General features: G+C 45.8%; 10 protein-coding genes. All 10 read right to left on the minus strand.

Annotated features, from left to right (window positions below):
* Positions 1-77: 77 nt before the first annotated feature.
* Entirely contained in the window at positions 78-1,439 is a 1,362-nt protein-coding gene (locus E7027_04105; GenBank protein MBE6421297.1) for an MFS transporter, read from the minus strand.
* 230 nt (positions 1,440-1,669) lie between these two features.
* Positions 1,670-5,935 carry a hypothetical protein gene (locus E7027_04110; GenBank protein MBE6421298.1) on the minus strand — a complete coding sequence of 1,422 codons (4,266 nt, stop codon included), beginning with the start codon at positions 5,933-5,935 and terminating at the stop codon, positions 1,670-1,672.
* A gap of 207 nt (positions 5,936-6,142) precedes the next feature.
* Positions 6,143-7,333 (minus strand): hypothetical protein, encoded by a 1,191-nt coding sequence (locus E7027_04115; GenBank protein ID MBE6421299.1) that lies wholly within the window; start codon positions 7,331-7,333, stop codon positions 6,143-6,145.
* A 119-nt stretch (positions 7,334-7,452) separates the two neighbouring features.
* Complete coding sequence (locus E7027_04120; protein MBE6421300.1) at positions 7,453-8,631, minus strand: 4-coumarate--CoA ligase; 1,179 nt, start codon at positions 8,629-8,631, stop codon at positions 7,453-7,455.
* Complete coding sequence (locus E7027_04125; GenBank protein MBE6421301.1) at positions 8,576-9,361, minus strand: hypothetical protein; 786 nt, start codon at positions 9,359-9,361, stop codon at positions 8,576-8,578. Before E7027_04125 ends, E7027_04120 begins: the two co-directional genes overlap by 56 nt.
* Positions 9,354-10,556, minus strand: coding sequence for a beta-ketoacyl-[acyl-carrier-protein] synthase family protein (locus E7027_04130; protein MBE6421302.1), 1,203 nt, complete (start codon positions 10,554-10,556; stop codon positions 9,354-9,356). The genes E7027_04125 and E7027_04130 overlap by 8 nt, the downstream gene beginning before the upstream one ends.
* The gene (locus E7027_04135) at positions 10,556-10,816 is read right to left on the minus strand and encodes an acyl carrier protein (protein MBE6421303.1); all 261 of its coding nucleotides are present in this window, start codon (positions 10,814-10,816) and stop codon (positions 10,556-10,558) included. The genes E7027_04130 and E7027_04135 overlap by 1 nt, the downstream gene beginning before the upstream one ends.
* Positions 10,800-11,717 carry a lipid A biosynthesis acyltransferase gene (locus E7027_04140; GenBank protein ID MBE6421304.1) on the minus strand — a complete coding sequence of 306 codons (918 nt, stop codon included), beginning with the start codon at positions 11,715-11,717 and terminating at the stop codon, positions 10,800-10,802. The genes E7027_04135 and E7027_04140 overlap by 17 nt, the downstream gene beginning before the upstream one ends.
* Complete coding sequence (locus E7027_04145; GenBank protein MBE6421305.1) at positions 11,707-12,864, minus strand: glycosyltransferase; 1,158 nt, start codon at positions 12,862-12,864, stop codon at positions 11,707-11,709. Before E7027_04145 ends, E7027_04140 begins: the two co-directional genes overlap by 11 nt.
* Before the next feature lie 3 nt (positions 12,865-12,867).
* Positions 12,868-13,953, minus strand: a complete 1,086-nt coding sequence (locus E7027_04150) for a DNA methyltransferase (protein MBE6421306.1) — start codon at positions 13,951-13,953, stop codon at positions 12,868-12,870.
* Between the last annotated feature and the right edge of the window lies 1 nt (position 13,954).

A 13,954-nucleotide genomic window follows, 5' to 3' on the forward strand; every position in this document is an offset into this window, starting at 1 on the left:
ATGTTTTGCTCCACACACAGAAAATTTTTCCATAAAAAAGCCCCGCCGTTAAGCGGGGCTCTAAAAAGTAAAGAAACTTATTTCGTTTCTACTTTAATATCGCTGTTTTCTTTTTTCCAGGCCGTCATGATTAACAAAATACCCACGACGCAGGCAACAATGCAGGAGTTAAATACACCCGCCCAACCCCATTTATCCAAGATAAACGAAGCGCCGCTACCAGCCAAAAAACCACCGATGTAACCGAACAATCCGCAGAAACCGCAAGCGGCAGCCACCGATTCTTTGGTGGTGAGCAAGGAAATCTGCACATTGATAAGGTTTTGCGGACCGTCCACGAAGAAACCCAATGTAGCAATAAAGAAGCAAGTAAGGAACAAGTGGTTCGGGCCGGCAAATAAATAGAAACAATAAGCCGAAATACCCAACGCAATCAAGTAAATGATGTTGGTGGGGGTACAGCGACCTTTGAATACTTTATCCGTTAAGATACCGGCAACGATACCGCCCAAAGCACCTACCAAGGGGTTCAAGGTAAAAATCAGCGGAATGCTGGCTTTGGACAATTCGCGGGAATCCAAGAAGATAGCCGCCCAAGAAAGCGTTACATAGCGTACGAAGTAAACGCACAGGAAGGCAACGGACAAAATCCAAATATATTTATTGGTAAGCACATATTTGCGCAAAAGGACCCAATAACTCTCCCCATCGGATTCTTGTTTAGTAACTAACTGTTGGCAGCCGGTATATTCTTCTACTGGGGGAAGACCCACGCTAACAGGCGTATCGGTTACATTACGCAAGATATAGAAGGAGGTAATCAACCCTAAAATACCGCAAATAACAAATACATATTGCCAATGAATGTGCGGGGTGATATTCATACCCTTAAGAACACCTGCGGCAATAATAGCGGCAATGGAGATACCTACCGTATGGGCAGAGGCCCACAAAGTCCATTTGCTAGCTCTTTCTTTCGGGGAGAACCAATAAGCAAAAATGCGGGCAATCGGCGGGAATCCCATAGATTGGAAGGATTGGTTAAGCGTCCAGAACAAGACCAAGAGGAAAAAAGAGGTCAAGTATCCGAAGAACAGGTTAATAATGGAAGATGCCATCAAACCAAAAGCCAAAAAAACGCGGATGTTGCTCTTATCAGCCAACATACCGCTTACGAACTTACCTACCCCATACGCAATTAAGGAAATAGACACCATCAAACCGAATTGGTCGTTGGTAATGCCCGTTTCCGCTTTAAATACGTGAGCAATAGGATTTAAGTTTTGGCGAGTTACATAGTACATTGCATAACCAATATAAGCGCTGATGAACAAGCGTAATCTCCAGCGTTTATACTGCTTATTGATTTCTGCAGGATCGGTAATTTTTTCCGCAGCCGGAGGCAACGGTTTAAACCAATCAATAAACTTCTGTAACATTTAAGTCTCCTATTTAATTGTGATTATTGTACAACAGGTCTTACCTTCTTATTATAACACATTTACACATTTTTATTATAAAATTTTTTTAATTTTTTTCGTCTAAACTTTATCTCCTTTTAACCCCCTATAAATTATTTCATTTACACAACAAAATTTACCCACAAAAACAACAAAAAAACGGCCTGCATTTTTTTGCAGGCCGTTTGAAAACTTATTTTACTGCTTGATTAGGGTTGGTAAGCCGGGGGTTCCCAACCGTGTCCTTCTCCTAACATTTTGTTGGCTTTATCCATCAATTCTTTCATGGATACTTCATAGGAGGGGAAATTGCCTTTATAGCGCGCCGCACGGGTTTCGGCCACACGGGTCAATTCTTTCTTATACATTCTGCTCAGGACATCTAAGCGGAAGAGGTCTAACCCCTCGTTGTGGTTTGTTACACCCACGGCAATTTCGTCTAAGCCGGATTCGGTAATATAGTAGCGGCCATAGATTAATTGCGCGGCGTTGGAAATATAGGCATCAATTTGTTCTTTTGTCATTACTCTGCCGGTGATTTGCTGTTTAAGCGGTTGTACTTCATATTTCTTAAAGGCAGCATAAGTCAATTCGCCGGTGCTTAACGGAACATTGTTATGGGTGGCCCCGTTCAAGAGTTTCTTGAGTTCTTCCACCATGCGTAAGCGCAAGGTATTAAGTTCAATTTTATCTTGTACAGGCGCCATAACCTCTTCAATGTGGGTCAATTCATGTTTCGTTTCTGCATACAGTTTATTTGCAATACGTTCGGCATCGGCAGCTCTTTGTTCGGCAGAAATACCACCGGATTTCAAGTATTTATCGTAGAAGCCGTCCACTTCCTTACGAACGATTTTATAGTCCACCGTAGGCGGCATTTTCATCCAGCGTTTTACATCCTGCACGAAGTTAGTGGTAAAGTATTTCCCGTTGATAGCCGTAGCCAGGAATAAGGCGCTGGCAGGCAAGATTAACGCGTTAATTTGAGGATCCGGCACACCGTTGGCGGCAAAGGTGTTAGCCAAGGAACCGTACAGTACCGTAAGGGCACCGGACAATCTGGCCAAGGTATAAGCCATGTTTACGCCGGGTTTTTGATCCGGATATTTTTCCATAGCTAAGGAGTTTTCAAAACCGGCCAAGTTGGCAAAACCTAACCCGGCAACACCCCAGAGGGCGGCTCTCGCGATCAACGGCAAGCCCGGAATAAAGGCCGCAGCGACAGCCACGGAACTTAACACACCGGAGGCACCAATGATACCTTGCGGGGAAAGTTTACCCGATTTTACAAATTTAGATAAGTATTGACGACCGGCCCATACCCCTACATAAGCGGTAAGGAAGGTGGCCACCTGAGCAATAGCGGTGGGATCCAACTTAGCGAACATATTTTGAGCCACCGAGTAGATCTCAGGAGAAAGCGCCGTCGCCGCAGCTGCACCGACACCAACGGTAGGCGCCAAGAATTTCTTCACCGCTTGCTTTAAGGCAGACGGTTCTTCAACTTCGCCCGGATTCACCGGATTCTTTTTCAACTTACCTTTCAAGAAGTTGTAGCCGGACTGTACCAATTTAGTGCCACCAAAGGCCACCAGACCGGTAAGCGGAGCAGCAACCATCAAAGGCAAGTTATGCATCCAGTCCACAAACCCTTGTCCTTCGGCAGATTTAATAAAGTTACCGATAATAGCACCCGGGCCGGAGTTAAACATCATACCCGCAAAGTGATACAAACCTACCAAGAGCATCATGCGCGGAATGTATTGCGTAAAGGCCGCAGGCAGTTTTTGAGAGAAGAACTGACCGATTTTATTAAGAGTGCTCGGTGTGGCCGCGGCAGGAGCCGACGACACGGAGGCAGCACCGGTTAAGCCTTCATCTAACAACTTGCCGTATTCTTTATGGCTGGCTTTAATACGGCTCTTTTCACGGATTTGGGCCAGGCGTTCCGCATAACCGCCTTTTATGGCAAACATAACGTTATTAGCGATGTTTTTAGCAACACCCCAAACACCTTCTCCGGCAGCTCTTAAGATAGTACCCACTTTTTGCAATTTGGTTTGTCCTACCAAAGAGGGAGTTTCCATGCCAACGTTTCTAACTTTAGATTTAAACAAGTTAAAAGCAGCATAAGCAGGTACCAACATACCGGCATAGTAGAGGGCTTGGAAGGCTTCCACACCCGTTAAGGCCAACAGTACGGAAGCCGGGAAGAATAAGTAACCCGTCATCGTACCGATAGAAGCACGAGCGTTCACAAAGCCCATACGAGCCGTACCGGTTGTGTTATCGTTGGAAAGTTCTTTAGCAAAAATACTGTTGGTAGATTTTACACCACCGTTGGCACCCATACCTAATACAAAGGAACCGAGCCCCAACGTAGCAATTGTGCTGGCGATATCACCCATGGTAAAGGCTGTACCACAAATACCCAACCCTATGGCAGAAGTAACAAGCCCTAAGGCCAAGGTGTTTTTAATACCCAATACTTTTTGTAACCCGGAGAAAACAACGCTGGTTACGTTACCTAATTGAGAGTGGGACACACCGGCTTGAAGTTGTTTCGGGTCACTGATGCCCAAAGCCGTGGCTTGCGGAGCAACGGTGGCTTGAGGCAAACCTCCTAAACCTTCGGTTAAACCGGCAAACATGGTGGCTCTTTCCGCGAATACATCGGAATAGAGGTTCAAATCTACTTTGCGGGATAATTTACCGGCCTTAAAATCACCTAACAAGCGAGCGTGCAAGGCTTCAATACCGGTTTTACCGCCTTCAATGAAAGGTTCGTAAATACCTCTTACGCCGCCACCGGGAGTGGTAATCATCAATTCAAACGGGCCACTATTGTTTTTGCGTCCTAAAGAGAAGGTTTCCGATTGACCAATCCCCAATTGTTCAAATTGTTTAACAGCCGTTTCGTCCAATAAACGAATGTTAAGTTCCAAGGTTTCCGGGATAGGATTCCCGGCATTATCAAAAATTTTCAAGTCAAAAGAAAGCTCACGCTTGGCAGGGGCCGCCGTTACGGCAGAGGCCGCCTGTTCAGATTGCATTAAAGAGAGAATTTCGGCTTGATAAGGAGCCAAGCGAGCTTCACGAGAGATAATGGCGGAGAATTCTTCTCCAAAGATTCTGTTGTAGTCGGCAGTGGTTAAAAGTTTGCCTTCTTCCGCTGCTTTTTTGGTGGCTTCCATGAATTTTTTATCGGCATTAAAGCGCGCCGTTTCCATGGCTTTGTTGAAATCCTTGATAATGGCTTTGTTACCAGTAGCAGGCAAGTTTAAAGCGCTACGCAACGCCGTCTCATTAACCAGAGCACCCGGAACAAGCACATTTCCAGCGGCTTTGGCCAACACATCCGCGGTTTCTTCCACCACCGCTTCTCCTTGCGGGATGGGGGAGGAACCTAACGAAAGAAGATCGCTCAAATTTAAATCGGCAGATAAATCTAAGGAAGGGAAAATATTGCCACCTTCCGAAATGGCTGCAACCTCGCTAGCGGGCAACGCAGCGAGAGCTTGACCTTTGTTAGCAGCCAAATCCACCCATTCTTGAGTGGCTTTATAGGAAGAATCTAAATGACGTTTAAACAAATCGGTTCTAGATAAAATAGCCTTTTGCTCTTCGGCTACTTGAATGGGGGAAGTCCCTTCTACCTTAAGGGAGGGAACACTCATTTGGTTGGTAGTAACATAAGTGGCAAAACCATCCCAAACTTCCGTGCCAGTTACCGCGGAAAGAGCTTCTTTTTCCACATAGGAAGAAAAAGCAGCAAACTCAGCCTCGGCACCCAAAGCGAGTAACGAACGACCTACAATTAATTCGGTAAGACCCCCATAGGAATAGGAAGACAGTTTTTTATGAACAAATAAGAATAAATTAGCATCTTTGGTAGCATCACCGTAAAAACCCAATGTAGAAATAGCCGACATGGCCTGCCCCCATTTTTCTGCCATTTTTTCAGTGGGAATGGCAGATAAATCAGCAGCGGCTAAATCTATCAAGGACTTGCGGTAGAAATCTAATGCGATTTTCAGTTCTGCTTCGGGAATAGCAAACTCTCGGGTAATTAATAATTCCGGTAAAGTTTCAAAAAAGAGGACTTCTTTTTCCGCAAGAGGACGGTCAATCTTAAAGATTTGGCGTAAAACTTCCAAACCGCTTCCAGTCGGCATTTCGGGAGTTTTTACCAAAGCGGCAATTTCAGGAAGAGGTTTGATGGTTGTTATCTGCGAAAGTTCAAGAGAATACGCTCTTAGCACACCGGCATAAATCTGATTGGCACGCAGCGCACCAGCCGGCGTTGTTCTTAAAGCTGAAATGGTTTTAAGCGTGTTCGCCAGACTTGTCGGTCTTCCACTAAGACCAGTAATAACTTGTTTAGCTAGCTTGCCCTTATTCTGTGCAAAGGAAGGCGTAATGCTTCCGAAAACTAACGAAATACTGAGTACTATCGCAATTAGTTTGTTCATCATTTTTTTATTCCCATGTGTTATAAGTTATTGTTATGTAATACTTCCTTATATTCTAATGCTAACAGAAATTACGACTATGAACAAGGGTCAAAAGACCCAATTTTTTTATAGGACCTTTTGACCCTTGCTCCGACTTGAAACACTTACTGTTTCCATTTATCATTATAGCACAAAATATCTAGTTTGGTACTATAAAAAAGGTCTGTCCTATTTTACTCTTTTATTAAGCACTATCGACATCCATGCCGGCACGTGTATATAAGGGTCAAAGATATTCAAAATAGAATACTCTCTAAAATATACATCGTACTTATCCCATTTAATGTTAACTTCAAGTTCGTTCGGGCTAGCAGGCACGGAAACACCTAATAAATAAGATTCATTATAAATACGCAAATCGCGCCAGAAAGGAGCAATAAGGAGCCCGTCTGTAGCGCGTAACGCGGCAATTTCGTTTAAGCCGGCATAACCTTTAAGACTTACCAAAGAACGGCCGACAATCGCATCGGCATAAGGGGCAAGGTCTTTGGGCATGGCACGCAGAACACCCACAAGCGGTAAAATATCTTGCTCACTGCCGAAAACCCCCAAAAAGGAGGCATCTGCCATCAATTTGGCAAAATCTTTACTCGTCATTTCCACAAAGGAACCGCTCCCGGCGGAATCTTCCACGAGTTGTAAAAACTTTTGTACTCCGTAACGAGCCGTATGCAACACATTATACGCTTCCTGCGCGGTAACTGTTTTTTTATTTTTAATTTTTTCCGCTACTTGGTGATAAGAAAGTTCACGCGTTCTGTTTTCAAGCGCGGCGGGTACTTTATCGGCAATGGGGGAGGGGATAATTTCTACTCCGGAAGTTGAAGCAACAGGCGACGAATTAGAAGATGTTTTCAAAAAAGATTTCAAAGAATTCCACGATCTTTTCAAAATGGAGAAAGAAGCCGGTTCGGTTTCCTGCAAAGGAGTATTTTCAAAGGCATATACATACCCCGTGGCACCCATTACCTGAAAACGCACCGGCGGCACATGACTTTTGGCCTGCAACCGGGCAAAATACTCAGGACGGGAAAGCGGTTTGGGGCGTTTGGCAAGTTCGTCTATTTTTAATTGAAGATTTTTCAGGTTTTGCTCCGTAATGGCTTGCATGGAGGGAGTGCGGAGAATTTGTTCTTCTACGGACGGGAGAAGAAGTTGTTCCATAGAAGGCAGAGCCATAGGGACGGATTTAACCGCACTTTTTTCAATCTGTTCCAAAAACATTTTTTCGGATAGTTTCATGTATTCGGCGACGGTAAAAGCCTTGCTTACGGGTTTAACAAGTTGCCCTTGCGCAAACAAAGCGGCAGGCAAAATCACTAAAGAAAAAACACCCAATAAAGATACTTTTTTATTCATAAATTCTCCCTAAAAGTAAAAACATATATTTTTATTGTGCAAAAATGGGAAAAAATGAACAAGGGCCCTAAGACCTATTTTCATATAGGTATTTGGGCCCAAAGAAAAAGGAAAAAAAGTTACCAATCTGCGTCTTTACCGAGCGCGGAGACGGGTAATTGCTCTCCAAAAGAAAAAGCACGGGGAACTTCGTGGACGGTAAGTTTTTGAGACAAAAAAGCACGGATATCTCTTAATGTTTCTTGGGTGAAACCTTCGTTTAACACGATAAAGGCCTTCAACCGTTCACCTTCATCGGGGCGCATCAACCGAACGCGGCAATCTTTTACGGCAGGGTGTTCTCTTAACACTTCTTCCGTATGCTTGGGATATACATTTATTCCGGCTACTTGCACACAGGCATCTGTCCGCTTAACAGGAAAAAATGTCCGTTCGGAAACAATTTCCACCTGATCCGGTAGTAGCGACCATTTTTCCTGTGATTTTCGTTTAATTTGAGGTTGGTCTTCCAATAACGAAATTTCCCAAAACGGGAATAATTCAAAAGGGGTTCTGGCATGATTTCGGCGGGCCATGGCTCCCATTTCGCTGGCTCCGTAAATTTCCGTCAACTTTTTGGCTCCGGCTGAGTACAATCCCTCAATCACTTCGTCTTTACAAGGGGCCGTGGAAGTAAGCACGGATACCCCGGGCGGAAAAGTATGTTTGCATTTCAAAAAGTATTTCCAAAATAAAGGGAAACCCACCACCAAGTCTCCTTCTTGCAGAAGAGTATTCCACGGTTGGGTCGGTAATGCGGGCCTGGAAATTACGGGAACTTTCAAAGCATGAGGCAAGGCAACCGTAAACGAAAAACCGTATAGATGATTGGACGGCACCAAAGAAATAATCCTTTTTACTCCTTCAAATTCCGTTGCTACCCCGTAAGCTTCTTCCGCAATCATATCTGCCGAATGAGGGCATTGTTTGGGCGTTCCCGTGCTTCCCGAAGTTAAAAAAACGATTTGCTGATTTTTAAGAAAAGAAGCATAGGCATAATCGGTCATTAAATCTAAAGAAGAGAAAGGACGGGGGGAGTAACCGAAGAAAATGGCCGTTTTCTCAAAAACCGTTTGGGCAACGGCAGGCGAAACCTGTGCAAAAAAATCTTCTGCGCTTTGGGTTTCAAAAACCGCCAATGCGTCCGCTTGCGTGCGGGCTGTTTCCGTACGGAAGAAATCAAGAATAATACGCTCAATATCACTACGGTTTAACATAGGGCACAGCCTCCAATAAAAATTCGGCTCCGGCAAAGTCATCGCGGAAGATAAACGGTTGTTGCTTTGCAAGTAAGCGGGCCGTTTGCAAAGCAGCCCAAGCGGAGGTGGAAGGGCTTTTCAAAGAAAAATCGGGGAAGTTTTCCGTCCGGGAAAAAGAAAGTTTTTCCACGGCAAACAAAGAATAGGGAGTCGGTTTTTTAGAAAGGATAAACGCCGCCGCCGCACGAACAAAAGGCCCTTCGGGATTTCTTATTACCGGGGAAAAAAGCGAGCGATCCCGGGGGGCATACTCAGCCGCAACGGGGTTGATGTCTTCGGCTACGGACACTAACACCTCCGCACACATTTCCCGTTCCAAAAATTCTTGTGCGGTTAAAAGTGCCCCGGCAAAGGAAAAATCAAACTGGCCGGTGGTTACGCAAGGGCCGTTTAAGTGTAAAAATAAAGAAAGGGTCAAGCCCGTAAAATTATGAACAGACCCGGCAAAAGCCGTGGGAGAAGAAAGTTCATCTCCGTCATCAATAATACTGTCCATAAACTTACAAGTGCTTTCCAAACTGCCGGCCCCGACGGCTACGCTTAACCCCATTTCCTTGGGAGCATGAATATCCAAGCCTGCTTGGCTGAGCGCTTGTGCGGAACAAAAAAGAGCATTTTTGGAAATAATTTCCATTCTGCGCAGACGGCGCGCTTCAAAATAAGGAGCAAAATTTTCTACGGTAGCATCTCCCTCTAAGAAAGAAAAACCGTTTATGTAAAATTTAGCCATAATAGTCCTCCGCGCCCAAGACTACGGCCGCATTACAACCGCCAAAGGCCAACGAGTTGGAAAGAGCCGCCCGTTTGAGGACGGCGGTTTCACCGCAAGAGGGAGCAAAACCGATGGTTTCGTCCAATTGTTCAAACCCCGTGGTAGGCGGCAGAATACGCTTATTTAAGGCTGTCAAAGAAAGCACCGCCTCTACGGCACCCGCCGCGCCCAAAGTATGCCCCGTAACGCCTTTGGAACCCCACACACAAACGCCCGGCAAAAGTTCATTAAAAGCCATGGCTTCCGCGGCATCGTTGGCTTGGCTGGCGGTGGCATGCGCATTTACAAAGGCTAAATTGTCCGCGGTCAGGGAGGCTTCTTTTAAGGCAAAAGAAATAGCCTTTTTTAAGCCTTTGGCGGTAGGGTCGGGAGCCGTGGGGTGGTATGCATCGCAAGCATTTCCGTATCCCAATACGTACCCTCGGGGACGGACGGAAAATTCTTGTGCGGTTTTTTCGTTTAAGAGAAGTAACGCTCCCGCTCCTTCCCCGATGTTAATACCGTTTCGGTTTTTGGAAAAAGGACGGCACCGCTCTTTAGAAGCAATCAACAGGCGGATAAATCCGTCGTAAGGGATTAAGTTTATTTCGTCTGTTCCACCACACAAAACCGCATCGCAAAACCCGGAAAGCAACCAACTTTTAGCCAGGCCTATCGCGTCCGTTCCGCTTGCACAGGCCGTAACAATGGTTTGAAACGGCCCCTTAAATCCATAATGCCGGGAAATCGCCCCGGCGGTGGGGGTGCGGAAATAATGGGCTAAACGGGCCGGGTCTTTGGGAGAAGGTTTACCGGCGCGCCAATTATTGTAAACGGAAAAACAGTTAAAAGAAGCGTCCACCGAGGTGCCGGCTATCACTCCGACACGCTTAGAGGCAAGTGCTTGGGGGGAAATACCCGCTTGCAAAAAAGCCTCTTGTGCGGCAGTTAAAAAGAAATGTTGGCTAAGGCTTCTGTCCTCGGGGCAAGAGGCTACAAGTTCCGGCGTTACCATAAAGACGGGGAAACGATCCGTATAAGCACTTTGAACGCGGGCAGTCGGCAACGAAAATTCGGCTTCCCCGCTTAAAGCACCGCGGAAAGTTTCTTCCACCGTTCTACCGGCGGCGCAAACGCACCCTGTGCCGGCAATGATAACGCGATTTGAAGTCATTATTTTTTCCGGTTTTGTTCAATGTAAGCGGCCAAAGTACCTAAATCTTTGAAAATTTCGCGGCCTTGTTGCATATTTTCAATGGTAATGCCGTATTTTTTTTGAAGAAGCATAATAAGTTCCACGGCGTCTAAACTATCCAACCCCAGGCCCTGCTCGCCGAAAATGGCATCTTGCGCGCCGAATTTGGAAAGGTCGGCCCCGCCCAAATCAATCCCGTCGGAAATCATTTGTTTAATTTCTTCAATCGTTTGTTGCATAATCTTTCTCCCAAAGGTCAAAATAATTAAAAAACTGATATGGATATTTTATACAAAATGCTTGCAAGGCGTCCACGAATTGTTGCGCGAAAATTTGGTAATTTTCTTTGGACGGGCCTTTTTCGGGTACGGTAAAATGGGCAACCGTCCAAGAAGCAAATTTGCCCGCTCCTAGCCAAGGCGAAAATATAATCACAATCGGTGCGCCCGTAGCCGCTGCCATGCGGTAGAAACTGTACGGCACGCGTATTTTTCCGCCTAAAAAGGAGGTTTCCACCGTGTTTTTTTCGTCACCGAATACGCGGTCTGCCATGGCACAAACAACTTCTCCTTTTTGCAAAGCACTCATCATTTCCACCACCCCGCCCAACGGCCCGGCCGGGTTAATGAAAGAAAAAGGTGCCTGCTTACCGCTGTGTTCCGCTACGGTTTTATCGTTGTCTTTCGGGTTTCGGTAGTAAAGCACATGTTTTTTGGCAGAAATAAAATCGGTTAAATTGACAGCCATTTGCCATGCCCCGCAATGAGCGGAAAGCAAAATAAGGCCTTTCCCGCAGGATACAAGTTCACGACAAAGCACGCATTCTTCTTCCGTGGAAACAACTTCCACCTTTCCCAATATTCCCAAAGCGGCGCGGTCAACCAATGTGCGCGCAAAAGTGAGGTTTAACAAATAAGTATGCTTAAAAAACTGCCAACGGTTTTTGGGCGCAAATCTATGCTGAATATAGGCACTCGATTTGCGGTAAACGGCAGGGGACAACGAATAAAAAAGGACAAGCGGATAAAGAAACAAATAAGCCACTCCGCGCCCGCCCAAAAAAATAAGTGCATAGACGAAACGATGCTTAAATTTAGAGGCCAAACTGCGCCCGGTTTTTTCGGTTTGTTTATTTTTCATATTGTTTACCGTTCAGTCCGCGTGTCAATAATTTTCCAATCACCCACACTAGCCCGAAAGTTAAAGCGGCTAAAAGCGGTGCTACCACGAAGGAACCGATAACCCACTCCCATACGCGTTGCAGGAATTGATGCCCTAAAGTGGTTAAATTAAACTCGGTCAAAAAATGGCCGTACCGAATAAAATATCCCGCTTCGATACACAAGGCAGGAACCAAGGGGCCGATGCATAATTTTTCAAAAGAAATGGTAAGCACCCGGTTCAAATTCCACCAACCCGCCCCCATAAAAAGCATAACCTGACGCACCCCGGGAAAGGCAATACTTCCGCAAAAAATACCCCATGCCGCCGAAAAAGCATTTTTTACTGCACTGTCGGGGTGTTTTAGATTTTCTATCATCACTTCCCAGTAGCCTCGTTTTTTAACCGGTTTTTTCGGTTGGGAAACACGGCAATACTGGCGATGCGGAACGGGCAACATGGAACGAATCGTTAAGTAAGTATTGAGCACGGTTAAACGCAAATTGTCCTTCAATCCGCTAAAGTGGGAAATTCTGTTTTTAGGGTAAGTAACCGAAATATCAACTTCTTCCACGGGGAAACCCGCCCAAAGAGCCCGCACGGTTACTTCCACTTCAAAGGCATATCGCTTACACCAATACCGTTGGCACAAAAGTAAGTCCACCGGATAGCAACGGTATCCGCTTTGAATATCGCCGATCGGCTTGCCGGTTTGCAAATGTACCCAAAACCCGCCGAAAGCCCGCCCGAAACGCGAAGAAAAAGGAACCGTTTTTTTATCAAATTTTCGTTTCCCGATTACCAACGCCAACGGATTTTGCTTGGCGGCGGCCAACAGCAAAGGAAAATCGTTCGGGTGGTGTTGGCCGTCGGCATCAATGGTAACCAAATGGGTATAACCGTGCGCGTGGGCCCATTTGGCGGCTTCTTGGATAACCACCCCTTTTCCGCGGTTTTGCGCGAAACGGATAAAGGATACCTTCAACCCTGCCAGTTCTTTTTCGGGCGATACGGTGCTTCCGTCATCAAACACGGCCACATGCGGGCAGAGAGCCAAACAGCCCTCGGCTACCCGGCGTAAGGTGGCGGAGTGATTATAATGCGGAATAACGATAAGCACTTTCATGGGTTATTTTTCCAATAAAAATAAATACTCTATGTGGTTGCCGTTATGTTGGGCAGAAACCCACCGGCGGGTACTGCACATATGCGCCATTACATTTTGTTTATAATCAATTTCCAGCATTTTTTTTATTTTGCCGCGGGAAGACAAAATATCCAGCAGCTCCTTTTGCGTTGCTCTTCCGCCGGAACTGTAGGAAAGCAAAATATAACGGGCCTTGGTTTGTTTGATGAGTTCGTCCAAGGCCTGCAAGGCCACAAAATGCCCGCTTGGTGTTTTGCGGTATGATTCGAAAACGGAAGGACTTTGCAAATCCCGGGAATCTTCCCGACGGTTAGCCTTGCCGAAAAGCACGGGCTTATCGTGGCGGATAACGGTTGTCCAAAAGTGGTAGTACGCATTATACCGAACACGGCTGGGGGGCATTTTCTCGTTATTGGAACCGTACGGCGGGTCAAAATAGGCTAAGTCCCACTCTTGTTTGGATAAAAGAGAAAAAATATCCCCGCGTGAAACCTCATGTTCCTGAGTAAGCGGAAATTTTCGGGGCATTTTCAATACCAATTCCTTGTAAGAACGCGCCGACCACTTGGATAGGTAAGAGGCATAATGCCCCAAGGTGCTATCCACTTCGTCCAAGGCTAAAATTAAACTGGTTAACAATACACTTTTATCTTCGAAAGAGAGATTCATTTTCTCTATTTCGTCCCGCACCGCATCCAACTTACGCATATTTTTTAATTGAAAGGGCTTTTTGGTATCTTTTTCTGTTCCGCCGTAATGAGAACTGAACCAACCTTCATAACCGTTTAGCGCGTTTAAGTGGTCTATCATTTCTTGGTAATACCGAACAGGCCGATTGGCTTTTAAGTAACAAGTTCCAAACACTTCCGCCCAGTCCGCCACATCGTTGGCTGCAACGCTGTATCCGCATTGTGCAAACCCCTGCGATACACGCGTTGTTCCGCTAAAACCGTCCAACACACGCCGAACGGAGCCCAACTCCCCGCAAACCTGCAAAATATGCGGCAAGATCTTTAATTTGGATCCCGCATATTTGATTCCTTCGGTTTGAATGATAGGGGGTTTCATA

The sequence above is a fragment of the Elusimicrobium sp. genome, from assembly GCA_015062115.1.
GTDB lineage: Bacteria > Elusimicrobiota > Elusimicrobia > Elusimicrobiales > Elusimicrobiaceae > Avelusimicrobium.